This window comes from Bradyrhizobium sp. LMG 9283 (genome assembly GCF_045571415.1).
Lineage (GTDB): Bacteria > Pseudomonadota > Alphaproteobacteria > Rhizobiales > Xanthobacteraceae > Bradyrhizobium.
In genome coordinates this window covers 3,658,203-3,684,811 of record NZ_CP120691.1, presented here as the reverse complement: position 1 = coordinate 3,684,811, position 26,609 = coordinate 3,658,203, and the positions used below count along the sequence as shown (strand labels likewise).

At 64.1% G+C, this 26,609-nt stretch carries 24 protein-coding genes, 1 tRNA gene and 2 riboswitches; of the genes, 12 read left to right on the top strand and 13 right to left on the bottom strand.

The window, feature by feature from the left end; translation table 11 throughout:
- Positions 1-23: 23 nt before the first annotated feature.
- The 3 genes from P6U29_RS17180 to P6U29_RS17170 all read right to left on the bottom strand — a co-directional run bounded on the left by P6U29_RS17180 (position 24) and on the right by P6U29_RS17170 (position 2,789).
- Positions 24-1,718, bottom strand: coding sequence for a PAS-domain containing protein (locus tag P6U29_RS17180; protein WP_407118664.1), 1,695 nt, complete (start codon positions 1,716-1,718; stop codon positions 24-26).
- Positions 1,719-1,845: 127 nt separating this feature from the next.
- Positions 1,846-2,376 carry a gamma carbonic anhydrase family protein gene (locus P6U29_RS17175; RefSeq protein ID WP_407118663.1) on the bottom strand — a complete coding sequence of 177 codons (531 nt, stop codon included), beginning with the start codon at positions 2,374-2,376 and terminating at the stop codon, positions 1,846-1,848.
- A gap of 83 nt (positions 2,377-2,459) precedes the next feature.
- Complete coding sequence (locus tag P6U29_RS17170; RefSeq protein ID WP_027576733.1) at positions 2,460-2,789, bottom strand: DUF6949 family protein; 330 nt, start codon at positions 2,787-2,789, stop codon at positions 2,460-2,462.
- A 222-nt stretch (positions 2,790-3,011) separates the two neighbouring features.
- Between P6U29_RS17170 and P6U29_RS17165 the strand changes: the two genes are divergently transcribed.
- Both P6U29_RS17165 and P6U29_RS17160 read left to right on the top strand, forming a co-directional pair.
- Positions 3,012-3,719 carry a hypothetical protein gene (locus tag P6U29_RS17165; RefSeq protein WP_407118662.1) on the top strand — a complete coding sequence of 236 codons (708 nt, stop codon included), beginning with the start codon at positions 3,012-3,014 and terminating at the stop codon, positions 3,717-3,719.
- 144 nt (positions 3,720-3,863) lie between these two features.
- Positions 3,864-4,277, top strand: a complete 414-nt coding sequence (locus P6U29_RS17160; protein WP_407118661.1) for a PaaI family thioesterase — start codon at positions 3,864-3,866, stop codon at positions 4,275-4,277.
- A gap of 277 nt (positions 4,278-4,554) precedes the next feature.
- Here P6U29_RS17160 and P6U29_RS17155 read toward each other — a convergent pair whose 3' ends face one another.
- Entirely contained in the window at positions 4,555-4,773 is a 219-nt protein-coding gene (locus P6U29_RS17155) for a DUF3126 family protein (RefSeq protein ID WP_007602550.1), read from the bottom strand.
- 131 nt (positions 4,774-4,904) lie between these two features.
- Positions 4,905-5,729 (bottom strand): serine O-acetyltransferase, encoded by an 825-nt coding sequence (cysE, locus tag P6U29_RS17150; protein WP_407118660.1) that lies wholly within the window; start codon positions 5,727-5,729, stop codon positions 4,905-4,907.
- A gap of 273 nt (positions 5,730-6,002) precedes the next feature.
- On the opposite strand from cysE, the gene P6U29_RS17145 reads away from it, so the two are divergent.
- A complete protein-coding gene (locus P6U29_RS17145; RefSeq protein ID WP_407118659.1) occupies positions 6,003-7,361 on the top strand; it encodes a hypothetical protein in 1,359 nt (452 codons plus the stop codon).
- 225 nt (positions 7,362-7,586) lie between these two features.
- On the opposite strand, the gene P6U29_RS17140 is transcribed toward P6U29_RS17145, so the two are convergent.
- From P6U29_RS17140 to P6U29_RS17130, 3 genes are all read right to left on the bottom strand, one after another.
- Positions 7,587-8,078 carry a hypothetical protein gene (locus P6U29_RS17140; RefSeq protein WP_407118658.1) on the bottom strand — a complete coding sequence of 164 codons (492 nt, stop codon included), beginning with the start codon at positions 8,076-8,078 and terminating at the stop codon, positions 7,587-7,589.
- 3 nt (positions 8,079-8,081) lie between these two features.
- A complete protein-coding gene (locus tag P6U29_RS17135; RefSeq protein ID WP_407118657.1) occupies positions 8,082-8,837 on the bottom strand; it encodes an alpha/beta fold hydrolase in 756 nt (251 codons plus the stop codon).
- A gap of 165 nt (positions 8,838-9,002) precedes the next feature.
- On the bottom strand, positions 9,003-10,139 hold the full coding sequence (locus P6U29_RS17130; RefSeq protein WP_407118656.1) for a hypothetical protein: 1,137 nt from the start codon (positions 10,137-10,139) through the stop codon (positions 9,003-9,005).
- Between the two features lie 305 nt (positions 10,140-10,444).
- Between P6U29_RS17130 and P6U29_RS17125 the strand changes: the two genes are divergently transcribed.
- Complete coding sequence (locus tag P6U29_RS17125; protein ID WP_008562814.1) at positions 10,445-10,690, top strand: zinc-finger domain-containing protein; 246 nt, start codon at positions 10,445-10,447, stop codon at positions 10,688-10,690.
- 19 nt (positions 10,691-10,709) lie between these two features.
- On the top strand, positions 10,710-11,912 hold the full coding sequence (locus P6U29_RS17120) for an FAD-dependent monooxygenase (protein WP_407118655.1): 1,203 nt from the start codon (positions 10,710-10,712) through the stop codon (positions 11,910-11,912).
- Between the two features lie 25 nt (positions 11,913-11,937).
- On the opposite strand, the gene P6U29_RS17115 is transcribed toward P6U29_RS17120, so the two are convergent.
- The gene (locus tag P6U29_RS17115; RefSeq protein ID WP_407118654.1) at positions 11,938-12,360 is read right to left on the bottom strand and encodes a twin-arginine translocation pathway signal; all 423 of its coding nucleotides are present in this window, start codon (positions 12,358-12,360) and stop codon (positions 11,938-11,940) included.
- 173 nt (positions 12,361-12,533) lie between these two features.
- Here P6U29_RS17115 and P6U29_RS17110 point away from each other — a divergent pair.
- Together P6U29_RS17110 and P6U29_RS17105 are read left to right on the top strand one after the other, a co-directional pair.
- Positions 12,534-12,622 (top strand) — tRNA-Leu (locus tag P6U29_RS17110).
- Positions 12,623-12,772: 150 nt separating this feature from the next.
- On the top strand, positions 12,773-14,332 hold the full coding sequence (locus tag P6U29_RS17105; RefSeq protein ID WP_407118653.1) for a hypothetical protein: 1,560 nt from the start codon (positions 12,773-12,775) through the stop codon (positions 14,330-14,332).
- Positions 14,333-14,334: 2 nt separating this feature from the next.
- Here P6U29_RS17105 and P6U29_RS17100 read toward each other — a convergent pair whose 3' ends face one another.
- Both P6U29_RS17100 and P6U29_RS17095 read right to left on the bottom strand, forming a co-directional pair.
- Positions 14,335-15,576, bottom strand: a complete 1,242-nt coding sequence (locus P6U29_RS17100; RefSeq protein WP_407118652.1) for a hypothetical protein — start codon at positions 15,574-15,576, stop codon at positions 14,335-14,337.
- Between the two features lie 71 nt (positions 15,577-15,647).
- Positions 15,648-16,979, bottom strand: coding sequence for a hypothetical protein (locus tag P6U29_RS17095; RefSeq protein WP_407118651.1), 1,332 nt, complete (start codon positions 16,977-16,979; stop codon positions 15,648-15,650).
- A 439-nt stretch (positions 16,980-17,418) separates the two neighbouring features.
- Between P6U29_RS17095 and P6U29_RS17090 the strand changes: the two genes are divergently transcribed.
- Both P6U29_RS17090 and P6U29_RS17085 read left to right on the top strand, forming a co-directional pair.
- Positions 17,419-18,669 carry a multidrug effflux MFS transporter gene (locus P6U29_RS17090; protein ID WP_407118650.1) on the top strand — a complete coding sequence of 417 codons (1,251 nt, stop codon included), beginning with the start codon at positions 17,419-17,421 and terminating at the stop codon, positions 18,667-18,669.
- Positions 18,670-18,723: 54 nt separating this feature from the next.
- Positions 18,724-18,864: a hypothetical protein gene (locus P6U29_RS17085; RefSeq protein WP_407118649.1), complete on the top strand. Its 141-nt coding sequence runs from the start codon at positions 18,724-18,726 to the stop codon at positions 18,862-18,864.
- A gap of 9 nt (positions 18,865-18,873) precedes the next feature.
- On the opposite strand, the gene P6U29_RS17080 is transcribed toward P6U29_RS17085, so the two are convergent.
- Positions 18,874-20,466, bottom strand: a complete 1,593-nt coding sequence (locus tag P6U29_RS17080) for a glycosyltransferase family 39 protein (protein WP_407119347.1) — start codon at positions 20,464-20,466, stop codon at positions 18,874-18,876.
- Between the two features lie 232 nt (positions 20,467-20,698).
- Positions 20,699-22,309 carry an ABC transporter substrate-binding protein gene (locus P6U29_RS17075; RefSeq protein WP_407118648.1) on the bottom strand — a complete coding sequence of 537 codons (1,611 nt, stop codon included), beginning with the start codon at positions 22,307-22,309 and terminating at the stop codon, positions 20,699-20,701.
- Between the two features lie 269 nt (positions 22,310-22,578).
- On the opposite strand from P6U29_RS17075, the gene P6U29_RS17070 reads away from it, so the two are divergent.
- The 3 genes from P6U29_RS17070 (at position 22,579) to P6U29_RS17060 (ending at position 26,608) form a co-directional block, all read left to right on the top strand.
- Positions 22,579-23,709: a M20/M25/M40 family metallo-hydrolase gene (locus P6U29_RS17070; protein WP_407118647.1), complete on the top strand. Its 1,131-nt coding sequence runs from the start codon at positions 22,579-22,581 to the stop codon at positions 23,707-23,709.
- 202 nt (positions 23,710-23,911) lie between these two features.
- A riboswitch (glycine riboswitch) is annotated at positions 23,912-24,016 on the top strand.
- 3 nt (positions 24,017-24,019) lie between these two features.
- Positions 24,020-24,124, top strand: a riboswitch (glycine riboswitch).
- Positions 24,125-24,188: 64 nt separating this feature from the next.
- Positions 24,189-25,490, top strand: a complete 1,302-nt coding sequence (locus P6U29_RS17065; protein WP_407118646.1) for a D-amino acid dehydrogenase — start codon at positions 24,189-24,191, stop codon at positions 25,488-25,490.
- A 176-nt stretch (positions 25,491-25,666) separates the two neighbouring features.
- Positions 25,667-26,608 carry an ABC transporter permease gene (locus P6U29_RS17060; protein ID WP_407118645.1) on the top strand — a complete coding sequence of 314 codons (942 nt, stop codon included), beginning with the start codon at positions 25,667-25,669 and terminating at the stop codon, positions 26,606-26,608.
- Position 26,609: the final 1 nt, after the last annotated feature.

Here is a 26,609-nt window from a genome sequence, read left to right as displayed (position 1 = left end):
CGCTTCGTGGCGCGCACCGACCGCTAGGCCGCCGCCACCACGCTCTCGGTACGATCCTCCACCATCGTCACGAACATGTGGGACTCCTCGCCGGCGCCGCCGATCTGAAGCCGGCGAGCCGAGATCACGCGGCGGCCGCGCGTAGGATTATCGACGGTATCGATGATTGGCTCGAGCTGCTGCTTCTGGGCGAGGAGCTGCTGGTCGCGCCGTTCGATCAGTTCGGCTGTCTCTGCGGAAAATAATTCCCGCGCGGTCTTGCCGATGAGCTCGCCGCGCGACATGCCGATCATCTTCTCGGCGGCCTTGTTGACGAAGACGTAGCGCAAATTGCGCGCATCCTTGGCGATGATGCCTTCGGCCACGTTCTCGATGATGGTGGCGAGGAAGCGCTCCATCCGTTCGAGAATGCGCTCACGCTGACGCTGTTCGGTGACATCCTCCTGCACCGAAACCCAGCCGCCGCCGTCCATCGGGCGCTCGTAGATCTTGATGATGCGGCCGTCGTTCAAGGCGATCTCATAGGCCGTCGGCTGACGCTTGGCGATCCGGTCGAGAACGGCTCCGACATATTTTGCGACGTCGCCGCTGAACAGGCCGCTACTAACCCGGTGCTGGAGGATTTCCTCGAGAGTCGATCCGGCCTGAATCGTATCGGGCAGACTATAGATCTTCCGGTAGTTGCCGTTCATCGCAACCACGTTGGCCTTACTGTCGAGCATGATCAGGCCTTGCGGCATGCTGGTAATCGCGGCGGAAAGCTGCCACTTCTTGGCCTGGTACTTGTCGTTGAACTTGTCGCGCTCGGTCATCGCCGCATCGCGCGCCTGCGCGGTGCCAAGCTCGAGCTCCTCGAGCTCGAAGATGCGTGCCACGGCGTCGCGGAAATTCTGCACCGCGCGCGCAAGATGCCCGATCTCGTCGTGACGGCGCAGATGCGGCACCTCGCTCTTCACGTCGCCTTGCGCGATCCGGTCGGTCGCCTGCGTGATCTCGGACAGGGCACCGACGATCGAGCTGCGCATGACCACGACGTTGAGCGCCGCAAGCATCAAGGCTGCAAGTCCGAGCGCGAACAGATAGGCAGCCGCATAGCGGTTCTCGTTGGCGAGTTCGTCCGCCTCGCGGGCACGCTGCTGGTAAATGCGCTCGAGCGCCTCGATATCGCTGTTGAGCTTGCTGCGCATCGTTCGGTTGGCGTCGTTGTCGCCCCATTCACGCGCGGCGGCCGAGCTGATCTCCACTCCGCGCCGCACGAGCTCCTGCCGGAAGTCGATGAATTGCACGATCCGCTGCCGGAAGGCCGAGAACAGTTCGGCGTCGTCGTCGCGAACATTCCTCTCCATGTTCTTCACGGCCTCGGTAAGCTCATGGTTGCGCCGCAGGAGGGCGTCCGCGAACTGCTTCATCCTGCCGCGATCTGCCGTCATGTAGATGCCGCGCGACTCCATGACGATCGCATAGATCAGCGCATTGATGCGTCCGACGTTGATCGCCGCCGCGGCAGAGGACGCATGCATGTGACGATAGGTCGTTTGCAAGCGCACCGACTGGATCGACATCACGAGCAGGAAGGTGGTGACGATCGCCAGGAAGCCGGCGATGCTGTAAACCTTTTCCGCGACGGTGAGCGTGTCTGCGCCGCGCGCGAACCTTACAAATTTCTTCAACAATCTGGTTCCGGCACCAAAGCCGGATCCGAGCGCCGTCGCATCCATGGCGCCACTCCTCCTGGTTGAAAGCGCTCGAAAATAAAGCGTGATCGCGCTAGCGGAGGATTAAAGCACCCGCCGGTATTACTACGGTACTGCATGCCGCCCCAAGGCGGGCCGCGCCGGTGCTTTCTCAGCCGATCCGCTTCAAGCCTTGCTTGAAGCGCGGACCGTTGGCCATGTAGAACCTGGCTGCACTCCCCATCTTCTGCACCTGGGCGTCGTCGAGGGTACGGATCACGCGCGCGGGCGAGCCGATGATCAGCGAGCGCTCGGGGAACTCCTTGCCCTCGGTGATGACGGAGCCGGCGCCGACGATGCTTTTGCGGCCGATTCTGGCCCCGTTCATCACAATCGAGCCCATGCCGATCAGCGCGCCCTCCTCGATGGTGCAGCCGTGCAGGATGACGTTGTGGCCGACCGTGCAGTTCCTGCCGATGATAAGCGGAAAGCCGAGATCGGTGTGGCAGGTCGAGCCGTCCTGCACGTTGGCGCCCTCGCCGACCTCGATCCACTCATTGTCGCCGCGCAGCACCGCGCCGAACCAGACGCTCGCGCCCGGCTTCAGGCGCACGCGACCGATCACGGTGGCGGTTTCGGCGATGAAATAATTGCCGTCGGCGGGAAGGTCGGGCGCCTGCCCGTCGAGCTCGTAGATCGCCATGGAGGTCTCCTGTCGCGTTGGCGACTGGCATAGCGAAACAGCAGCCTGGAGGCAAAGGGCCGGCCGCGCTCAAGGCGCGGACATCAGACCAGGAGGCCGGCGGCGCGCAACGTCATCAGAAAGAAGGTGCCGCTCATCATGCTCCAGAACCCGGCGATGAGGGTCGCCATCATCACGAATTCGACGCGGCGGCTTTCCACCCGCATGCCGCGCAGCGTGTTGCGCATGATGATGAAGGGCGCGGCGAACACCAGGAACGGAACCGCCGCGAAAGTTTTCGGTGCCACGCCGTCCTGCAACAGGCCGAAGCCGGCGGGCCGCTGCGCGAGCGCCTGGTATCCGTTCACGAGCGCGCCCGCGAGCGCAAAACCGATGCAGATCGAGAAGAAGGTATTGAGAGCTTCAGGTGTCATCGGAACGGTCCGCCCTTACGCAACGCGAGGTGCCCTCCTGTGACAAAAAGTGCCGGTTAACGCTACATTATCCTTAAGGGAAGGTTAACGCGACCGGCCGGTCCGCGCAGAGCCGTCCCCGCTTCCCGCAGCCGGGAACGCTCCGCGAAATCGCGGGCGCGTGGCATATTCGCCGCTGATTCGTCGGCCATCGGCCGACCTCCGGCTCGACTTGCGCAATTCATGACGGTGTTCTCGGCAGCTCCCCTTAGGTCCCCCCGTGCACGCACCCGGGCACATGTCGTCCCGATCGTGCTCGGGGGCAGTGCGGCGGCATGCGCGGTGGCGCTCGTCGCCTATCTGTTGTGGCCGACCTGGGGCAGCCGGGGCGCGAACGCCCCGGACAAGCTGCCGGTGAGCGTCGGCGGCACGCTGTTCAACCTGCCGGTGACCGCGATCCGCATGAAGATCCAGCGGCACTCGGGGCCGCAGGAACGCATCGATCTCGACTTCCTCTATCCCTCGCTGGAGCCGCCCGGCGCGCCCAAGCATGTCACCGCCGACACGGCGGAGGCGGCGGTGCAATCGATCGACCGCATCTTCCTGTCGATCGCGGCCCATCACGAGGCGCTCTCGCCCGAGCAGCGAACAGCCACGATCTATCCGCGCTATCTCGATCAGGCCGCGGCGACGGCTGTGGACGGCCTGACGATGCGGATGTTCCGCACCGACACGCCTTATGGCAGCGAGGACCTCTATTCCGCTGCGAGCCCTGCGCTGACGGCGCGCTGCACCCGCGATGCGGCGACCCCGGGCATGTGCCTCTCAGAGCGCCGCGTCGGCGGCGCCGACCTCACCTTCCGCTTTCCACGCAGCTGGCTGTCGCAATGGCGTGACGTGGCGGAGGCGATGGAGAAGCTGACCGCGCAACTGCGCGGGCCGAAGGGCTGAGTGCGGCGGCTCCGCCTGGGCGGAGGCCTTCCAGAACAAAAACTTCGAAAACAACCCCATGCACAGTAGCCAAGCGCCTGTCATCCTTCGTATTTTTCGAAGGCGAATTTGATCCGTCGGGCAAAACGGGAGTATGGTGTCACCATGGGGGCGACCGACTTGAACGATGCCGCGACACATCTCCCACCCGGTGCCCAGTTGCTGGGGCGGGAATGGCTTGGCTTTGACGAGACCGGCCAGATCGCCCTAATCCGCTTCCAGGCTCAAAGCGGCTTCACCAACAGGCATGGGACGATCCAGGGCGGATTTCTCGCGGCGATGCTGGACTCCGCGACCGGAATTGCCGCGCTGGCTGCGCTCCCGCCAGACCTGACCGTGGTCACCAGGAGCCTCGATACGCGCTTTCTGAAACCTGCGGCGGTCGGGCCGATCACGGCCCGCACGCGCGTCGTCGAACGGACGGATCGTGACATGGTCGTGCAGGCCGAGCTCGTCGATGCGGGCGGCGTCATCGTTGCCGATGCAACGGCGCGGCTGCGCGTTCTTACGAAGAGATAGAGTTATGCAGCCGCAAAGCTGATGCCCGTCGTTGCGAGCGACTTGTCTGCCATAGGTCGAAGAGCGGCGGCGGAAGCGAAGCAATCACGGCATGTGGGGGCGCTGCATTGGCAGCTCGCGTGTCCCGGACGCGCTGCAGCGTTCTTACGCTGCTGCGCAGAGCCGGGATCCAGAAGGCCATGCACCACGCTGCTGCATGGGCCCCGGCTCTGCAGCGCATCGCCGAAGAGGCGCTGCGCTGCGTCCGGGGCACGAAGCCGAAGTTTCCGTGTAACCGCTACTCCTGATCGACGAGATCGTCCTCGAGGATCGCCATCTGGAACTGGAACGAGCGATCGTCATCCTCGTCGTCGACGAAGAGCACGCCGATGAACTCCTCGCCGATATAGACTTCGGCGGAATCGTCCTTTTTCGGCCGCGGCACGACGCGAATCTTGGGATTGCCGAATACGCGCTTCAGATACGCGTCGAGCTTTCTCACTTCCTTGACGTCCACGGCAAGTCTCCAATCGAAAATCTGGTTGGCGGGGTTTACGACGAGACGCGGCGAACCGCCAGCATGAATTGTCAAAGAAATTTGCGACGGAAAGGGCCGGAAAATCCGGTCCCGTTCCGGTCGAACTGAGATCAAAGTCCCATGGCGTTGATCATCTGATCCATCGTGCGCGACGGCTCGGCGCAGCCGGCTTCGCCGACGATCTTGGCGGGCACGCCTGCAACCGTGACGTTGTGTGGCACCGGCTTGACCACGACCGAGCCGGCGGCGATGCGGGCGCAATGGCCGATCTCGATATTGCCGAGGATCTTCGCGCCGGCGCCGATCAGCACGCCATGGCGGATCTTCGGATGACGGTCCTCGTTCTCCTTGCCGGTGCCGCCGAGCGTGACGCCGTGCAGGATCGAGACGTCGTCCTCGATGACAGCCGTCTCACCGCAGACGAAACCGGTGGCGTGGTCGAGGAAGATGCCGCGGCCGATGCGCGCGGCGGGATTGATGTCGGTCTGGAACACCGCCGATGATCGGCTCTGAAGGTAGTACGCGAAATCCTTGCGGCCCTTAAGATAGAGCCAGTGCGCGAGGCGATGGGTCTGGATGGCGTGAAAGCCCTTGAAGTAGAGCAAGGGATCGATGAAGCGCGAGGTCGCGGGATCGCGGTCGTAGACGGCAACGAGATCGGCCCGGAAGGCGTTGCCGAGATCGGGATCGTCGCGCAGCGCCTCAGCATAGGCCTGGCGCACAAGGTCGCCCGACAGTGCGGAGTGATCGAGCCGGTCGGCGACGCGGTGGACCACCGAATCTTCCAGGCGGCCGTGGTGCAGCACCGCCGAATAGATGAAGGTTGCAAGCTCGGGCTCGCGGCGAACAATGTCCTCCGCTTCGCTCCGGATCCGGTCCCAGATCGGATCGAGCGATGCGAGCTTTCCTCCCGGATTGACCTGATGCACTGCCATGGGATTTGCTCTCTCGAATTGGCTTCTTTTGCGGGCTGTATAGCACAGTCTAGGCAACAAAATCCTGACGGGCTTGCCTGAGAGTGAACAGCACCTTGCCCCGCGGGGCATGCCAAGGCTTTGAAACACAACAGTTTCTTCCGACGCCCCGAAGCGCAAGGTCGGCTCAAAGTGGTCAGAGTTTCGCCAAATTCAAGCGGGGCGGCGTCAAACTATTGGTGAATTCACTCCCAACCGTTATTGCGGTCATGTCCGAACGGGGCGGGAGCAGATTTGAGCATCACCACCGAACAATTGCGCGCGCGCGCCGCGGGCTCGTTTTGGCTGCGGCTGGCGGCGGTGGCCCTGCCCCTCCTGATGATCGCGCCGGCGTTCTGGAACGGCTATCCGCTGTTGCAATGGGATACCGGCGGCTATCTGGCGCGCTGGTACGAGGGCTATCTCGTCCCCAGCCGCTCCACGGTGTTCGGGCTCTATCTGCATTATGGCGAGAGTTTTGGCTTCTGGATCAATCTCGCCGTCCAGTCGCTGGCGACGCTGTGGCTGCTGCAGCTCACACTTCGTGTCCTCGGATTGATGCAGACCTTCCGCTTCGTCGCGATCAGCCTCGGCCTGATCCTGTCGACCGCGCTGCCCTGGCTTGCGAGCATGCTGCTCACCGACATCTTTGCCGGGCTCTCAGTGCTGTCGCTGTTCCTGTTGGCCGTCGGCGCCGGCAGGACATCAACGCGCGAAAAGATCTCGCTGTTCGTCTTCACCGCCTTTGCCGCGGCGACCCACAGCGCCACGCTCGGCGTGCTGCTCGGGCTGTGCGGCGCCGGTTGGATGGTGCGGCCATTCGTGGGCAAACAGCTGCCGCCTGCCGGATTGGCGCAAGCGAGCCTCTCGATCGTTGCGGGCGGCCTGATGCTGGTGTCGACGAACCACGCACTGTCGGGCCAATGGGCCTGGACGCCCGGCGGTTATGGCGTCGCCTTCGGCCGCATGATGCAGGACGGCATCGTTGCACAGTATCTCAACGACCGTTGCCCGCGCGAACGTTACAAGCTGTGCCCCTATCGCAACGAGCTGCCGGCGACTGCCGACGAATTCCTGTGGGGCAAGAGCATGTTCAACACGCTCGGCCGGTTCGATGGGCTCAACGACGAGATGGGCTACATCGTCGTGCATTCGCTTGCGGACTATCCGGCCTGGCAGGCCGGCGCGGCGTTGCGCGCGATGGGACAGCAATTGCTGCATGTGGCGACCGGCGAAGGCACCAATGGCTGGATCCCGCACACCTACGGCATCATCGAGCGCTACATCCCCGCGCAGGTCGCGCCGATGCGGGCGGCGCGGCAGCAGCACTGGGACATCAACTTCGACTACGTCAACTGGCTGCATGTCCCCGTCGCGCTGGCCTCGATGCTGGCGCTGGTTCTGCTGCTCGCAGATGCGCTGGCGAAACGCCGGCTGGACGATCTGACACTACTGGCGGCGACGGTGACGCTGGCCTTGCTCGGCAACGCCTTCATCTGCGGCGTGATCTCCGGCCCGCACGACCGCTATGGCGCGCGGATGGTGTGGGTTGCCACATTCGTGGTGCTGATGGCGGTGGCGCGCCGTTTTGGTGATGACATTAAAGCGCGATGAGATTGGGATGAAGGGTCATCGCGCTTGGTTCGTCCGAGCAGCGATCGCTTTCATCGAAAAGGAACACCAGACTTTGGTGTTCAACAGCCTATCCGCGTCGGCAAGAACTTGAGTCCGATAACAGCCCCTGGCGGACTCGAGGCGCTCTCAAGCGGCCCGCTTGCACGTCTGCTTGTGGACCCCGATGGCGAAGCTCGGTTTGGCTCAGATAGCATTGTTGCCTGATCAGTCATTCGCGCCGACGTCTGTAAAAAGGAACCCTGCCGGCGTCTTTGTAAAGACGAAGATGAGCTCGCCGCAGAAGACGAGGTAATTGTCATTGTTCTCTTGATCACGATCGTAGACGGCCTTGCCGCGCTGGATACACGCGCGATTTTTCGCCGTGAACGAGGTCGGATAGGTCTTGGCACGAAATTGCGCGGCCTCGCGAATTGCGCTGTCGTTCATGAACGGCAATCGTGTCATACCGGCGACGGCGGCGGAATCGTTTGTCCTCAGCGCCGCGCGAAACTTCTCGATGAAGCCATCGAATTCCTTCTGCAAGGCAGGAGAAGCAACGGCTTTCTTCGGCGCCTGGGCGACGGCTGAAGCAGGAGCAAGGTTCACGAAAGCGGTTGCGAGCATAAGTCTCAGAAAAAATCCCACGGGTCGGCTCCGTCCCTCGTGATGGGACATTTCAGGATAGCTGGGCAACAACCTCATCGCTTCAGACGACATTGCTCAGCCGCGACGTGACAGGAAGTCGAGCACGCCGGTCTTGTAGACCTTGTCGCCGACCGCACGCATGTGGTCGCGATTGGGAATATCGAGCACTTCCGAACCAGGGATGATCGCGCCGAGCGCGCTGGCGGAACCTGCGACGTCGTCGGCGCTGCCGACCGCGATCAGCACGGGCACGTCGATCCGCGCAGCCTCGTCCCTGGTCATGAGGTCGCGCGTGCCGCGCAGGCAGGCGGCGAGCGCACGACGGTCGGAGCGCGTCTGATCGGCAAAAGCACGAAACGTGCGGCCGACGGGATCGGTGACGTCCTCGAGCGCGGGCGCTTCCAGCGCCTTCGCGACGTTCTCGCCGGGTCCGGTGCCCTCGATCAGGCCGCCGATGCCGATGCCGCCGAGGATCGCCGAGCGCAAGCGCTGCGGCTCGTTGAGGGAGAGCCACGCCGTCATCCGGCCGCCCATCGAATAGCCCATGATGTCGGCCTGCGGAATGGCGAGATGATCCATCAACGCGAGCACGTCGCCGGCCATGGTCGGGATCGAGTATTGGGCGGGCTCGTAGAGCTTCGCGCTTTCGCCGTGGCCGCGATTGTCGAGCGCAATCACGCGGCGGCCGTTCTTGCGCAGCTCCGAAACCCAGGTCGGATAGACCCAGTTCACGTTCTTGCTGGAGGCAAAACCGTGCACCAGGATGATCGGATCGCCCTCGCCTTCGTCGAGATAGGCAATTTCAACGGCGCCGTTGTGGAAGCTCGGCATCATCAGTTCCGGAGGTTTCGAGGGGAAAAGCTTGATCTTAGAGCATGATCCGGAAAAGTGTGCAGCGGTTTTTCCTCGCGACAAACGCGGACCGCGGTTGCGCGGAGATCATGCTCAAACAATAACCCGGAGTGCGCCGACGATTTACCCCAATTTGGTCGCGCTTTAGGCCTTGAGAGCCGCACTTTCCAGCGCGGCTTCGGCTGCGATCTGCGCGCGGCGGAGCCGCCGCGCGCGTCGGCGATCGCACCAGGCCTGGGTGAGGCGCTCGGTCGTCGCCTTGATGGAAGAGAGAAGGCCGAACAGCGTCAGTGCCGCACCGAGCAGCCAGAGCGCCAGATCGAACGCGCCGCCGATCAGCAGCAGCGCGCCGCGGCCGAGCAGCTTCATGATCGCGCGGGTCTTGCCGCCCTGCGCTTCCGCCAGCCGCGCCGCGCGCGCGACGTCCTTCGGGCCTTCGGCGATCCGCAGCGTATCCATCGCGCCGCGCGTGCCAGTCTTCTCGGCGACGCGCGTGACGTCCTTGCCGAGCCGGACCAGCGCGCCGGCCTTCTCAGCCCGGAACGCGGCCTTGATCGCGCTCACGGTCTGGCCCGGCCGCAGCACCGAGCCTGATACCACCGCATTCCGGAGCGCCGGCGTGTCGACGACCTCGCGCACTGACCGGCCGGCCCATGCGGCGAGCCCTTCGCCGAGCCGCCCGACTTTCCGCGCATCCTTCACCAGCGTCAGTCCGGCGCGCACCGGCGCGGCACCGCCGACGGACACGTAGGTTGCCGCGGTCACCACAAGGCCGGCGGCCGCAAGCCCGAGCACGAGGCGGTCGGTGTCCTCGCCCATGGCCAGATGCTTGCCCTCGCGCACCACGTCCCTGACGTCGCCGATCACGAACAGATCGCCGGCCACCGTTCCCGACAGGCTCGCGACATCGTCCGCGTTGCCGGTGACGAGACCGGTGGCGAACCGTTTGGCGAAATGCGAGGTGGAATTCTCGGCTTTGATCGCGTCGTTGACGCGGCTCAGGAGATCGTCCGGCAGCGCGATATTGCGGTCACGCGCCAGCGCCACGAAACTGTCGGCGAGATCGGCGTCGCCGGCGGCGAGAGCGGCCTCGATATTGTCCAGAACCACACGGTCGTTCTGCCGCAGCAGCGCATCGAGCTTGAGCTCGGAGAGCATGGCCGGATCGTCCTGCGCGGCGAGGATCGCGCCGGCCTCACGGGCATGCGGTGCTACCTGCGCGAGCATGAAGCTGAACGCGGCAAGCCCCGTCAACGCCGTACTGATTCGCAGCCACTTCATGTGGAAAAGTCCGGATGCCCTGGGATCGCTCGCGCCGACAATTCGTCTTTCGTCCCAAATTACGCGTCCAAAGAGATAGTATGCCAAAATTGCGACACAACGTCCCCGACGAAAGAAGGGCTTCTCTCAGGCCGCAAGATTGTGTCGAATTTGCATGAGCAAATGAGCATGGGGCAATTGCGAACCTTTCGGTTCCGCTGGACTAGCAATCATCTGCCCCCGCCAGTATGGTCCGCGGCGCCTTAAAGAAGCCGCGTCAGTCGTTGATTGTGTCTGCCGCCATTGCCACTCCAGGATGAGTTACGATGTCCGACCATGTCGTCCCGCACTTCCATAACGATGCCGGTGTCCCCGTCATCGAGATCGGCTCGCAAGAGTTCATGTGCGTGGGCGCCAATCCTCCGTTCGATCATCCGCACGTGTTCCTCGACCTCGGCAACGACAACGAGATCATCTGCCCCTACTGCTCGACGCTGTACCGCTTCGCGGCCGACCTGAAGCCGGGCGAAGCCCGCCCGCCGGAATGCGTGCTGAAGGACAAGGTGGCCTGACCGCTTCCATCGGTCAGGGGTGGCGCTCTCCCGAACGATTGTCATCGCCGGTGCCGGTATCGGTGGACTGACGGCCGCGCTGGCGCTCGCGGCCCGCGGCTTCCGCATCGTCGTGCTGGAAAAGGCCGAGCGCCTCGAGGAAGTCGGTGCCGGCCTGCAACTCTCCCCCAATGCCAGCCGCGTGCTGGTCGAGCTCGGCCTGACCGAACGCCTCAAGTTGCGCGCGGTGACCCCGGAGGCGGTCTCGATCATGAGCGCGCGCGCCGGCGGCGAGCTGCTGCGCATGCCCCTCGGTGAAGCGGCTTCCACGCGAGCCGGCGCCCCATACTGGGTGGTGCACCGTGCCGACTTGCAATCGGCACTGGCCGGCGCCGTTGCCGATCATCCCGATATCGACCTGAAGCTAGGTGCAATCTTCGAGGACGTCGCGCCCCACGCCAAGGGACTGACCGTCGTCCATCGCAGCGGCACGATCCGCCGCAGCGATCTCGCCAGCGCGCTGATCGGCGCCGACGGCATCTGGTCGACGGTACGCCAGCATCTGTTTCCCGAGGTGCAGCCGCGCTTCTCCGGGTTGATCGCCTGGCGCGGCACGCTCGAAGCCACGCAGCTGCCGAAGGACTATACCGCGCGCCGGGTGCAGCTCTGGATGGGGGCGAACGCTCATCTGGTCGCCTATCCGATCGCAGGCGGACGCCAGATCAACGTGGTCGCGGTGCTGCCCGGCACCTGGAACCGGCCGGGCTGGAGCACGCCAGGCGATCCGCTCGAGGTGATGGACGCCTTTGCCGCCCCGCGCTGGCCGCCGGCGGCGCGCATGATGCTCGCTGCGGTGGATAGCTGGCGGAAATGGGCCCTGTTCGGCGTGCCCGACGGTTGCCCCTGGAGCAAAGGTCCGGTGGCGCTGCTCGGCGATGCCGTGCATGCGACGCTGCCTTTTGCAGCTCAAGGCGCCGGCATGGCGATCGAGGATGCCGCCGTGCTCGCCCAGCATTTGAGCCTTGAGGCCGCCGAGAGCACCAACGGCATCGCCGCCGCGCTGACGCAATACGGCCGTGCACGCCAGACGCGGGTGCGGCGGGTGCAGCGGACCGCGCGGCAGCAGGGCCGCATCTATCATCTCGGCGGGCCGCTCGCCTTCGCACGCGATCTTGCGATCCGCGCGCTCGGCCCGGAGCGCATGTTGGCGCGGCAGGACTGGATCTACGGCTGGCGGCCTTGATGCGAAGCGCCGCCGGCGCGATGCCTCAACGAGCCGCTTTCCCGGATTTCGATGCGGGTTTGGCGGTGGCCGCCGGCGATGCCGCAGGGGGTGTGGCCTCAGGCGGCGTCTCCCGGCATTTGTTGCGGCGCCAGGCGTCCTCGGCCAATTGCGCCTGCCCGCGCACCGCGACATAGTCGTTGCGATAAGCGAGCTCGGACACGACCGCGCCACCCGCCCCGGTTTCGGCCTTCTCCATCAGCTTCTGCAAATCGTCGGTGCGCTTGGCGAGCAGCTTGCGCTCACCCTCCAGCTGCTTGCAGTCGTACAATTCGTATTTGGCGGGATCGGCAAAGGCCGGTGCGATCGTCTCGCTCATGCTGGCGCAGCCGGACAGCGCGACGCCAGCTGCAAGCAGCGCAAGGAGCGCGCCAAAGCCGCGCAGCGAAGAGCAAGACGAAACAGCCATGCCGGATGAATAGCCCCCGTGGATTGAGAATGCCTAAAGCAGCAACAGATGTCCGGATTGAGGCTTTGCCTTATGCGCCCGGCTCGCTTAAGGAAGAACCGTCCCTCCGGCTACGCACCGCGCCAATTCCAGGCGGCCGGGATGGACTTAAGTCTTTGATCTCGTTGGATCAAGCGGGCATGGCGGAATTGGTAGACGCAAGGGACTTAAAATCCCTCGGTGCGCAAGCGCTGTGCCGGTTCGACCCCGGCTGCCCGCACCACGAGATCTGATGCCCCCCTGAGGCGCACCGCGCTGGCAATCGTTCGTTTACCAATGCCCCCTTCCGCGTGCAGGCCCCGCGCGGCGCGACCGGCCTTTACCCCACTTTAGATCGTCTTCCCCTAAAGCAAACAGCGTCTGCCGCCGGTCGATGCGGCCCCAGAACACGCAGGGCCTGGAGCGGCTCGCTGCGATGGTGAGAGCTCCGATGGACGCGCGCGAGAATTGGTCCCGATCCGGGATTGGCGGAGCACCGGCAGCGACCGGGCGCCACCTGCAGGGGCTCGAGGTCTACGTCTTTCTGATCGCTTTCCTCACCGTGTTTTATCTGTCGAACGGGCCGCTTCTGCTCGGCCATTACGATCTGGGCTGGCACCTCGCCGCCGGAGACCTGATCAGGGAGCGGGGTGAAATCCCCTTCCAGGACCCATGGGCGTTCACGCTCGGAGACAGGCGATGGTACAATCTGTCCTGGCTCTGGGACGTGATGGCGAGCATGCTGTATCAGCATGCCGGGTTTGCCGGGATCGTCCTCGTGGTGGTCGCCTGCGGCGCGGTCATTGCCGGATATCTCGCCTTCTGCGGTCTGAGCAGCGGCGCATCGGCCCCCGCGGTCTGCATCGCGGTCTTCGCCGCGTGCCTGCTCTACCCCTGCTACGAAGCCTCGCCCAACATGTATCTGGCGGCATCGCCGAATGTCGCGACCATGCTCTTTGCGGTCGTCTTCTACGGGGAATGCCTGCGGCGGCGATGGTTCCTGTTGCCGCCGATGATGATCCTCTGGGTCAACCTGCACGGCGGCTTCGTGCTCGCCTTCCCCATCATCGGCGTCTTCTGCGGCGCCGCCCTGCTGCGGCGGGACTGGACACACTTTCGAAACTACTGCTTCGCAGGCGCCGGATGTGTCGTCGCGATCTTCGCCAATCCGCTGGGATGGCATGTCTATGACGGCGTGCGGGCGACCCTGGGACACTTCGTCCAGGCCGATATCGGCGAATGGCGGTCCTATTTCCACAACATGGAGATGCCGGGAAGCATTCCCGGCATCGCCTATGCGCTGACCTTCGTCGCGCTGGAGCTGCGATTCCGAAACGCAACGCGCGTTCCCCTCGAGGCGCGCGTGCTTGCCTGGCTCTTCCTGTTTCTGGGTCTCTATCAGTTCAGGTACACCGCGTTCTTCTTCATCTTCTCGAGCATCCCGATGGCGCTTCACATCGACCGGCTGCTGCCGAAACGCCTGTCGAGCTTCGAGGTGCGGCGCGCGATGCTGGCGGCGGGTGTCGTTGGCATCCTGTTGCTGCCGTTCACGTTCATGCAAGTGAGACCCGCTCTGGCACTGCCCGATATGCTCTCGGACGAAGATGCCCGCTATCTCAAGGTACACAGCTCGCACGCGCATCTGCTGAATCACTGGAACGTCGGCGGGCTGCTGATCTTCAGAACGCAGGGATCAGTGCCCGTATTCGTCGACGGCCGCGCGGCGACCGCCTACCCCGACGAGTTGTTGCACGACTATCTCAAGCTGGTTCGGTGGGAGATCGACGAGACCGCCTGGGACAAGGTGATCAGCAAATACAAGATCGATGCGGTGCTCTGGATCAAAGCACACGATCCGCTGCGGCACTTCCTGGTCAGCGAGAGGGGCTGGAAGGAGGAATACACCGGCGCCTATGTCAGCCTCTACACCAGGCCCGAGGCTGCTGCCCGATAGGATCAGGCCTCTTGAAGCTTGCGCCAAGATGCCGATTGGCCTGAAGATCCACGCGGCAGCAGGAGCCAGAAGCAGACCAGCGCGATCGTGAGCTGGCCGAACCCGCTCATGAACACGCCCGAGACCGAGGCCAGAGTCGGGATGGCGACCGCGATCGTCAGCACGGCTGCCATCAGCATCGCGGGCAAATCGACGATGAGAACGGCCGCGTAGAGCGCCACCTCGAAGAAGGCATACTCCTTCAGCCTCGGCGCGCAGAGATAGAGCGCGTACATCGCGAGCACGGTGATACGCATCGCGACGTCGGGATGGTCGACCAGCCAGTCATCGAGCGCCCGAAGCGGCGAAGCCTTGCCAGAAGGCCGTCCGACCATGCGCCACACCGAGATCGCGAGCGGCGCGAGCACGAGGGCGACCGCGATCAGACCATAAAGCGCGACAACGAGCGCCTTGCTGCCGCCGAGCCCAATGCGGTCCGCGAGCGTGAGCGAGATGAAGAGCAGCGACGGGTTGACCTCGTTCCCCGGCGAATGCTGTCCGGGGATCTGGCCGAAGATCGCGCTCAGCCAGCTCTTGAACAGGTCCGGGTAGACCAGCAGCGACGCCAGGATCGGCAGGAGGAACGTGGCGAGCGCCACCCCGATCAGGAAGAGCTTGCGAGCTCTCGGTTGCGGCAGGAAATAGAGCGCGGCGAGAACCGGGAGGAATACCAGCTTGAACGAGATGACGAGGCCGAGTACGGCGGCACCGGCGAGTTGCGGGGCAAGGCTCGTGCCGTCTCCGGACGACACCGGACGCAGCAACAGCGCAAGCGATACGGCCGTCAAGAGTCCACTCAGGATCGCAAAATTCCCGGTCGCGACGATCCATTCGAAGCCGAGGAAGCCGCCAAATGCGAACAGGCCCCGCAGCGCGACATCCCCCGCGCCAGAGCGGGTCTTGCCGAGACCAGGCAGCATCAGCACGCAGATCACCCCAAGAATGAGATAGATCGGCTTGTAGTGAGCGACGAGAACGCCGCCGGCGCAGAGCGGCCGGAAGGCATCGAGGGTCACCGGAAGATAGGGATAGGAGAGCTTGGTGTCCTTCAGGTTCTTGACGAAATAGGGATCGAGCCCGGCGAAATGCGCATCGACGGCGGCGCAGTTCACCCGCGCATCCCAGCCGAACGTCTCGTCCATGCCCATATCGATGGCGACGAGCGTGGCGACCAGCACCGCCAGCACCAGGATGAAGCGGGTCATCCAGTAGCTCCCCGGCCTATCGGCGGCAAAGCTCCGTCGTTCTCCACCTTGCGCGGACGCAGCGACATTCGTCATGATTGCGCGCCTTCCATCTCGAGGCGGGTCGGCTCCGCGCGAAAATCCAGCAGCAGGATCCAGAAGCATATCAGCGCGATAATGAGGAGGATGAAGGTGCCCTCGAGGGTCGTCCCTGCAAGCGAGACCAGCGCGGGAATGAGGAGGCCGACAGTGAGAACGGCGGCGAGTGCCCTTGCCGGAAGGTCGACGACGAGAATCGCAGCATAGAGCGCGAGCTCGAAGAAGGCATATTCCTTGAGCCGCGGCGAGCTGAGATAGAGCGCAAACATGGCGAGCACCGTGATGCGCATGGCCGCATGGGGATGATCCATCAGCCAGCGATCCAGCCGCAACAGACGTGATCCCCCTTCCCTCACGGGGCGACTCGCAGCCACGCGCAGCACGGACCAGGCGAACGGCACGAGCACGAGCGCGGAGGCGGCGAGCGCATAGGCCGCCAACAAGGCCGGCTTGTTGTGGCCGAGGCCGGCATGATCCATCAGGCTCTGCGCCAGCAGCAGCAGCGACGGATTGATCTCCACTAGGTCGACGGCGTGCTGATTGGGAATTTGTCCCGCAATCGCAAGCAGCCAGCTTGCGAACAGATCGGGGTACATCATCCGCGATATCAGGACCGGCAAGGCGAAGCTGATCGCCGCCACCGCGATCAGCGCCAGCTTGCGACCACGCGGCAGCGGCAGGAAATAGAGCGCAGCCAGCACGGGGACGAACACCAGTTTGAACGACATCGCAAGGCCGAGCAGCGCAGCGCCAGCGAGGCTCAAGGTAAAGCCTGGGTCCTCCGACGCGCCGGCGGCCGGCGCACGAAGCAGGAGCATCAACGCGATCGTGGTCAGCACGCCGCTCAGGATCGCGAAATTCCCCGACACGTGCACCCATTCGAAACCGACGAAAGCGCCGAGCACGCACAGCACCCTCAGCGCAACATCGCGGGCGCCCGGGCGCGCTCGGCCGAGACCGGGCAGGAGCAGCCCGCAGAGCATGGCGAGCACGAGATAGGCGCCCATGTAGTGACGGACGAGAAAGCCACCCGCGCACAACGGGCGGAAGACATCCAACGTCACGGGCAGGTAGGGATAAGAGAGCGTGGTGCCCTTCAAATTCTTGACGAAATAAGGATCGAGCCCCTCGGCATGCGCGTCGACCGCCGCGCAATTGACGTGAAGATCCCAGCCATATTTCAGATCGAGCCGGGCATAGTTGACGAGATTGCCGAGCACGAACAGCGCGGTCAGCCCGATCAGGCAGACAAGCCAGATGTTCCGCCTCGCAGCCGGGTCGGCCGAGGGTCCCACCCATCGTGCTGCATCGGTCACATCGGACACTGCGAAAATACCTGTCTTCCTGGGTTCCCTGGGCGCGCTATGCGGCGCCGGTCAGGCCACAATGGACAGGATTGGGTTGCGGATTCATCTCTCCGACGCGCCATGACCGATCTTATGGTGAATCCCTGGTTGCCGACCCGCGAGGCGAATGACGGTGAGGTGGTTGCGTGCCGTCACGCTCGCGAAGGGCTGCGCCTACCGCGGCGCGTGGGCGGCCAGCCAGGCATCGAGCGCCTTGCGCGTGTCCTGTGTCGCTGCCATGCGCGCGAACTGCTCGCTCTTGATGGCGAGGCCTTCCGCTGATTGAGGCAGCCCGTCCCGGGCGGCCCCCTCACCAATTTTTGTCCGCCCCTGCTCCGCCTGTCAGCCATCCCGAAACATGGGTTGTGCAACGCAACATCGACGATAGATAAAGTCGCTCGATTCAGGGGGAAGTTTCTTGTCTGACGTCAATGCCGACGATTGGGTGTCCTCGGGACACCGCCCGATGGGTTTTCCAGAATTCGTCATCGTGATCGCGTCCATCATGGCGCTCAATCCGCTCGCGATGGACATGATGCTGCCGGCACTGCCCAACATCGGCACCGCCTTCAAGATTCCCGTCGCGAACCATCTTCAGCTGGTGTTGTCGACCTTCCTGATCGGCTTCGGTGCCGGCCAGTTCGTCATGGGACCCCTGTCGGACCGCTTCGGCCGCCGGCCGGTGCTGCTCGGCGGCATGGCAGTCTATGCGGTGGCGAGCGTGCTGGCGGTCGCGGCGCCCTCGTTCGAGACGCTGCTGCTGGCGCGTGCGCTCCAGGGGCTCGGCACCTCGGCGACGCGCGTGATCGCGACCTCGATCGTGCGCGACTGCTATGTCGGCCGCCGCATGGCGAGCGTGATGTCGCTCGCGATGATGGTGTTCATCGCGGTGCCCGTGGTCGCCCCCTCGTTCGGACAGGCGGTGCTGCTGGTGACGGCGTGGCGCGGCATCTTCGTGGTGCTGATGCTCTACGGCCTGCTCGCGCTCGCGTGGTGCGTGCTGCGGCTGCCTGAAACCCTTCCCGAGTCCGAGCGCAGGTCGCTGGCGCCCGCCGACGTGCTCGCGGCCTTCCGCCAGACCGTGACCAATCGCCAGACCATCGGCTATGCCACGGCGGCCGGCAGCATCATCGGCGCACTGTTCGCCTATGTCTTCTGCGCCCAGCAGGTCTTCACCGGCATCTATCACCTCGGCCACTACTTCCCGCTGGCCTTCGCCGCGATTGCGGCCGGCACTGCGATCGCCGGGTTCCTCAATGCGAGGCTGGTCGGGCGGCTCGGCATGCGCGTGATCTCGCACGGGGCGCTGGCGCTCTACACGATCGTCGCCGCCGTGATGCTGCTGACGGAAATTCTCGGCGTGCTGCCGCTTGCCCTGTTCATGGTGCTCTCCGCCCTGATGATGTTCTCATTCGGCATGATGGTCGCGAACTTCACCGCGCTCGCCATGGAGCCGCAGGGCCACATCGCCGGCACCGCCTCCTCGCTCTACGGCTCGATCACGACGCTGATCGGAATCGTGGTCGGCATGGCGATCGGACAGAGCTTCGACGGCACGCTGCTGCCATTCTCCGTCGGCTTCTTCCTGTCGACGCTCGCTGCGCTTGCGATCGTGCTGGTGGTGGAGAAGGGACGGCTGTTCAAGCCGCATCATCGTCCCGTCGGCTAAGGAACCACGCGGCGGCCGCGATGTTGTCCTGCAGCAATTCTAGAGGATGCTGCAATGGAACTGGAACACCGCGAAGGGCAAGGCGAGGTAGAACGGCAGAAGACGGAACGTTCCGAACCGCGCGCTGAGCAGGCGCCATTCACCACGCCTCTTGCGAGCGAGGGGCTCGAGCAGGTGCGCGACAGCCACTGCTGAACACGAAGCCTATTCGGTGCCTCGCCGGCTGGCGCTGAAATCATCCGCAGCGCTGGCCGGCAGCGGGCCTCCCTCGGGGAGCGCCATCAGCAAGATCACCTCTCGAGATAAACCAGGCTGGCCCCACAGGGAGGCCCGCACGGTGAATTCGCGCCTGACGAAATGCCCACCGCGGGCGGACACCCGTTCGATCCAGCGGTTGCAATATTCCTGCCCGCGAAAACAGAGTGCGGCCCAGCCGCGGTCCAGCGTCTTTTTGCGCGGCAGGCCCCAAGTGTATTGGTATTCGAACGGCCGCGCGTAATGCGGATGATCAGGGCTGTAGAACGCGGTCGCGAAGGCAAGCGCGTCGTCGCCGCTGACCGCGCTCAGCGGCTCACCGGTCTGCTCGCGCCACTCGCGCGTCAACTCGCTGGCCGCCTGCGCGTAAAAATTCCGTCCCTCTTCATAGCCGTGATTGTTGCGATAGGTGGCATGGATCGGCGCTGCGATCAGGACGGCGGCGAGCGCAGCGCCGGCAACGATCACTGTGAGGTTCACCGTGTGGAAGCGCTCGATCGGATAGCTCGCGCCGCAGACCACGAGAACGGCGAACAGGAACAGTCCCTGCAAGGCCCACAGCGACGGCAGATCGGTGCCGATGAGAAGCGACGTCAGCACCGGCAGCACGATCGTGCCAATCGTGACGTAGAACAGTAGCCGCAGGCCCGGGCTCATGGCCACGAAGTCGGCGGGAAACTGCTTCAAGCGCGTTCCTGCGATCAGCACCCAGAGCACGGCCGATATGCTGATCGCCGCCGCCAGCCCCAGCAAAAAGTTTCTCGCCTCGCCGAGTGAGCTCGCGACGTTGCCGTTGGCGTGCGCCAACGCGTAGGTGAAGGTCGACGCGCCCGTGGTCGCGAGCCAATAAACGTGAGGCGCCAGCGCCGCGAGCCCGACGACGACCGAAATCCATGGCGAAGCGGAGCTGAAATAGGCGCGCCGCGCCGGGTGCGCCAGCGCGGCAAATGCGAAGCTCGCGACGAGAAAAATCGAATAATATTTGCCGACCATCGCCAGCGCGGTCGTACATCCTACCGCGATCGCCCACGGCCAGGCGCGCGTCTCGAATGCGCGCAGGAAGCACCAGGTTGCCAGCGGCCAAGTCGCCAGCAGCACCGAATTGGCATTGAAGCGCTGGGCATGAAATTGATAGGCCGGCGTCAGCATCAGGAGCAAGAGCACCAGGATGCGCTTGTGTCCGGTCACGAATTGCCGGGCGATCCGGTCGACGAAGATCAGTGCAAGGCCGGCATTGGCCATCGCCATCAACTGCAACGACCAGTCGCTGAGCGGGAAGACGGAGGTCCAGCCAGCGGCAACCCAACCCATCAGCGGCGGATGCTTGTGATAGCCCCAGGCGAAATCCCGCCCCAACGTCCAGGCTTCGAGGGTATCAGGGTGCAGGCCACCGCCGGCATAGGCAATCGCCAGATAGAGCATCCAGATCGCCACGAAGCAGGCGATGAGAAGCGGCACGGCCCAGCCCGCCTCGACGCCATCGAGCCAACGCAGGAAAGGCCGTCGCCAACGCGCCGGTGCGCGATCGGACCGTTCGGCCATCGCCTGGAATGGAAAATCGATCGGCACGGGAAGCAGATTGAAGAAGGGAAAATGATACGTGAGGACGAGACATCTATTTCAAGATTGAAACAAATAGCAATGATTGGACATTGGAAGGGTTAAAAGCCCCGCGCCTTCTGAGCCGACGCCGGGCCAAGAAAAAGCAGCGGCGCCGCTGATATCAGCGGCGCCGCATAGTGATCGGGGTAAAGGCGGCGAGGATGCCCCCCGCTTACTCCGACTTGTCAATGTTCCAGAAGAGCGGCGTCGCCGGACCGTCGAGCACACCGGTCAGCGATTTGCGCCAGCCGCTCGGCAGGAGGTACTGCCCGAGCGGGATGTAGATGACCTGCTCATAAGCTTCCTTCTGGATGTCAGCCGCGATCTTCTTCTGCTCGTCGAGCGAGGGTGCGCGGACGAACGCGTCCTTGAGCTGCTCGATCTTGGCGTCCTCCGCCCAGCCGAACCAGCCGCCCTTCTTGCCCTGGCCGCCGATCGAGAGATTGGCGATCGGGTTGGAGACATCGGCCGCGACCCAGTTGGTAAAGAACATGTTCCAGCCGCCCTCCTTCGGCGGCTTCTGGCTGGCGCGGCGGCTCACCACCGTCTGCCAGTCGGTCGCTTGAAGGTCGACCTTGAAGCCGGCCTCGCGCAGAAGTTGGGCCGCAACGATCGGCTGCGCCTTCAGCGTCGTGACGTCGCCAGGGGCCATGATCACGACCGGGGTGCCGTCATAGCCGGATTCGGCGAGCGCCTTCTTCGCTTCGGCCATGCCGTTGCCCTTGACGAGGGTCTCGGCACCAACCTCGGTCGCCAGCGGCGTGCCACACACGAAGAAGGCACCACAGATCTTCTGATACTTCGCATTGCCGACCAGCGCATCGAGAACGTCCTTCTGGTTCATCGCCAGCAAGGCGGCCCGACGCACCTTCACGTTGTCGAACGGCGGATAGAGGAAGTTCATGCGGCCGAGGGTCTGGAAACCGAACTTATTGGAGACCTCGATCGTGAGCTCCTTGTTCGCTTCCAGCACCGGCAGCATGTCGTAAGGCAGATTTTCCATGAAATCGATGTCGCCCGACTGCAGCGCGTTCACCGCGGTCTGCGAGTCCGGCATGGTGATCCACTCGACGCGGTCCACCTTCACCACCTTGCCGCCAGAGGTCCAGCTCGCCGGCTCCTTGCGCGGCACGTAGTCGGTGTTCTTGACATAGACCGCCTTCACGCCCGGCTGGAATTCGCCCTGCACGAACTTGAACGGACCCGAGCCGATCTGTTCCGGGATCTGCTTGTCCGGCGGCGTCTCCGCAAGGCGCTTCGGCATCATGAAAGCGACGCGCGAGGACGGCTTGCCGATGGAGTCGAGCACCAGGCCGTAGGGCTCTTTCAGCTTCAAGGTGATGGTCTTGGCGTCGGTCGCCTCGATGCTCGCGGTGAAGTCCATGAGCTTCTGGCCCATGCCGTCGACCGCAGCCCAGCGCTTCAGCGAGGCGACGCAGTCCTCCGCCGTCACCGGCGTGCCGTCATGCCACTTCAGGCCCTCGCGCAGGGTGAAAGTGTAGGTGAGCTTGTCGTCGGAGATCTTCCAGTCCGCCATCTGCGGCTGGATCTTGAAATTCGAATCCGTTGCGACCAGCGTGTCGTAAACCATGTAGCCATGGTCACGCGTGATGTAGGCCGTGGTGAAGATCGGATCGATGATGCGCAGATCCGAATGCATCACCGCCGTGAGGGTCTTGCCGGCCGCAAGCACTGGCGAAGCCAGCGCGGTCGAAAGCGCGACGACCGACAGCGCAAGTTTGGAGGCGAATGCGCGAGGCCCCCGGCGCGTGAAGTGGAACATAGAAGGTTCTCCTGACGTGAAACTGTTCAAAGGCAGGCTATTGATTGAGCATGCGGCTCGTTCATTGGATGAACTAACTTCATGCAATGCCTTTATCTTTTCGAGACTTGCAGACAGTGTTGAGCGCGTCAATCCGGTTTCGTCGCAAGCCCTCGCGGCGCGCGCACGGGCTCCACAAAGATCAGTTTAGCTCTACAACGCTCTCCGCTTGTCCTGCCCCGCGCTGATGCAATGCGCGTTCCATCTTTCGCAGCTTGAGAGACATTAAGATGAATCCAGCCAATCTTCCCTTCGATTCCGAGGCCATGCTCGAGGGCCTGCGCACCTGGGTGGAATGCGAGAGCCCGACCTGGGACCCGAACGCGGTGAACCGCATGCTCGATATCGCAGCGCGGGATATGGCGATCATGGGTGCGACGATCGAGCGCATCGCCGGCCGCCAGGGCTTTGGCGGCGTCATCCGCGCGCGCTTTCCCCATCCGAAGCAGGGAGAGCCGGGAATCCTGATCGCCGGACACATGGATACCGTTCACCCGGTCGGCACCATCGAGAAGCTGAAATGGCGGCGCGAGGGCAACAAGTGCTACGGGCCCGGCATCTACGACATGAAGGGCGGAAATTATCTATCGCTGGAAGCGATCCGCCAGCTGGCGCGCGCGTCGTTCACGACGCCGCTGCCGGTCACGGTGCTGTTCACGCCGGATGAGGAAGTCGGCACGCCCTCCACGCGCGACATCATCGAGGCGGAAGCCGCACGCAACAAATACGTGCTGGTGCCGGAGCCCGGCCGCGCCGACAACGGCGTCACCACCGGACGTTACGCCATCGCACGCTTCAATCTCGAGGCGACGGGACGGCCGAGCCACGCCGGCGCGACGCTGTCGGCGGGACGTTCGGCGATCCGCGAGATGGCGCGGCAGATCCTCGCGATCGACGCGATGACGACGGAGGATTGCACCTTCTCGGTCGGCGTCGTCCACGGCGGCCAATGGGTCAATTGCGTTGCCACGACCGCGACAGGCGAAGCGCTGTCGATGGCCAAGCGTCAGGCCGATCTCGACCGCGGTGTCGAGCGGATGCTGGCGCTGTCGGGCACCAACAACGACGTCACCTTCAAGGTGACGCGCGGCGTGACGCGGCCAGTCTGGGAGCCGGATGCCGGCACCATGGCGCTGTATGAAAAGGCGCGCGGCATCGCCAAATCCCTCGGCGCGGAATTACCGCATGCAAGCTCCGGCGGCGGCTCCGACGGCAACTTCACCGGCGCGATGGGAATCCCCACGCTCGACGGTCTCGGCGTGCGCGGCGGCAATGGCCACACGCTGGAGGAGTTCATCGAGATCGATAGCCTGGTCGAGCGTGGGCGCCTGATGGCGGGATTGCTGGCGACGCTGGAGTAGTAACACTCGTCATTCCGGGGCGATGCGACAGCATCGAACTATGGTGCGCAATTGCGCACCATAGAATCTCGAGATTCCCGGTCGCGCTGCGCGCGCCCGGAATGACTCGGCTTCCAACTTCGCACTGCACAATGCATTGGCAATCGCGGTCGAAATTTAGCCTTGTCCAAAAATGAGGCGTATCGTACTGCTCGGCCGTCCACGCGACGATGCGGGAGAGATCGCAACGAAGGCTTTCAGCTTTCGTTGCGGCGCCGACGGAGCAACCGCCCCGGAAACTCTCAGGCAAAAGGACCGTTTCGTCAGGACGATCTGGAGAGAGACCGCACGATTGAAGTCGATCGTGATGTCCACCGAAGGGGATAGTCCGCTGCAGGAGCCGCAGTGGATCAAGCTCTCAGGTACCGTGACAGATGGGGCGCCGCCAACGGCCTTTGGCCGGCGGTCAGCCAATCCTAACTCACGGGACAAAGCCTGCCATGACCCATATCGCCATCATCGGCGCCGGCATCACCGGCGTGACGACTGCCTATGCCCTGCTCGAACGCGGTTTTGAGGTGACGGTGCTCGATAAGCACCGCTACGCTGCGATGGAGACGTCCTTCGCCAATGGCGGACAGCTCTCCGCATCGAATGCCGAGGTCTGGAACAGCACTGCGACGATCCTGAAAGGTCTGCGCTGGATGTTCCGGCGGGACGCGCCGCTGCTGATGAACCCACGGCCCAACTGGCACAAATATTCCTGGGTGAGCGAGTTCGTCGCCAACATCGGCAACTACCGGGCCAACACGATTGAGACCACGCGGCTCGCGATCGAAGCACGCAGGCATCTGTTCGACATCGCTGCGCGCGAAGGAATCGACTTCGATGTCGAACGCCGCGGCATCCTCCACATCTACCGTGACAAGGCCGGCTTTGAATCCGGTCTGCGCGTCAATGCCCTGCTGCAGGAAGGCGGTCTCGACCGCCGCCCGGTGACGCCGGAGGAAATCCGCGCGATCGAGCCGACACTGCGCAGGGACTATTATGGCGGCTTCTACACGCCGTCGGATGCGACCGGCGATATCCACAAGTTCACCCGCGGGCTGGCGGAAGCCTGCAAGCGGCGTGGCGCGACCTTCATCCACGAAGTCAACATCGATTCGATCGCGCGTGCCGGCGGCGGCTTCGTCCTCGGCTGGGCGGATCTTGCCGCGAGCGATGCAGCCACATCCCCGCGCGGCATGCTGAAGGCGGACGGCGTCGTGGTCTGCGCGGGCGTTGCGAGCCGTCATTTCGCTGCCCTGCTCGACGAGCGCGTCAACGTCTATCCGGTGAAAGGCTACTCGATCACCGTGCAGCTCGACACCGCCGACAGCCGCAACGCCACTCCGACCGTGAGCCTGCTGGACGAGGCAGCCAAGATCGTTACCAGCCGGCTCGGGGCCGATCGCTTTCGCGTCGCCGGCACCGCCGAGTTCAACGATTTCAATCGCGACATCCGCGCCGACCGCGTGCAGCCGCTGATCGACTGGGTGCGCAGCAACTTCCCCGCCGTCGAAACGTCGCGCGTCGTGCCGTGGGCGGGGCTGCGCCCGATGATGCCGAACATGATGCCGGTCGTGCGCGCAGGGCGGATACCGGGCGTGTTCTTCAACACCGGCCACGGCCATCTCGGCTGGACTCTGTCGGCGGCGACGGCGCAGATGATTGCCCAGACCATCGACGGCTGGCGCGGGCTCAATGCGCCGCCGAGCGTGCCTTCACTTGGGGTTGAACATGAACTGCGACATGCATCCTGAGTGGACGATTTCGGGGACATGCCCGCCTCTTGCTACAGCGCAGCCCTTGGCACACAATTTGCCCCGAGAACGGCGTCTCCGGGCGGCCTTTTCAGTCCAAGTGATAGGCATGATAGACACGACAGAATTCACGGGCGCCTCGAGGCGCCACAAGTTCCGCAGCCGGAGATAGGTGCATGCTGGGTTATCTTATTCGCCGCGTTCTGGCCGCGGTGCCCGTGATGGGCGTCGTCGCGCTGTTCGTGTTCCTGCTGCTGCGGCTGACGCCCGGCGATCCCGCCGCGATTCTCGCCGGCGACAACGCGACGCCGGAACGGCTCGAGCGCATCCGCACCTCGCTCGGCCTCAACGAGCCGCTGATCGTGCAGTTCATCACCTGGGTGAACAAGCTGCTGCACGGCGACCTCGGGACCTCGCTGATCTCCAACCTGCCGGTGATGAAGATGATCGGTCAGCGCGTCGAGCCGTCGATCTCGATCGCGCTGTCGACCATCATCCTCGCCGTGGTCGTCGCCGTTCCCTTGGGAGTGATCGCGGCCTGGAAGCACGGCACCTGGATCGATCGCTTCGTGATGGGCCTGTCCGTGCTCGGCTTCTCGGTGCCGGTGTTCGTGGTCGGCTATGTCCTGATCGAGGTCTTCGCGATCGAGTTGCGGTGGGTGCCGGTGCAGGGCTTCCGCAGCATCTTTAACGGCTTCGGTCCGTTCTTCGAGCGCATGATCCTGCCGACCTGCGCATTGTCCTTCATCTACATCGCGTTGATCGCGCGCATGACGCGCGCGGCGATGCTCGACGTGCTCGGCGAGGATTACGTGCGAACGGCGCGTGCGAAGGGCATCAACGAGGTCGCGGTGATGATGCGCCATGCGCTGCGCAACGCCGCGGTACCCGTGATCACCGTGATCGGCACCGGCTTTGCGCTGCTGATCTCCGGCGTCGTCGTCACCGAGAGCGTGTTCAACATCCCCGGCATCGGCCGCCTCACCGTGGATGCGGTGCTGGCGCGCGACTATCCGGTGATCCAGGCGATGATCCTGCTGACGTCGCTGATCTATGTCGTCGTCAATCTCCTCATCGACGTCGCCTACACCCTGCTCGATCCCCGGATCCGGTACTGAG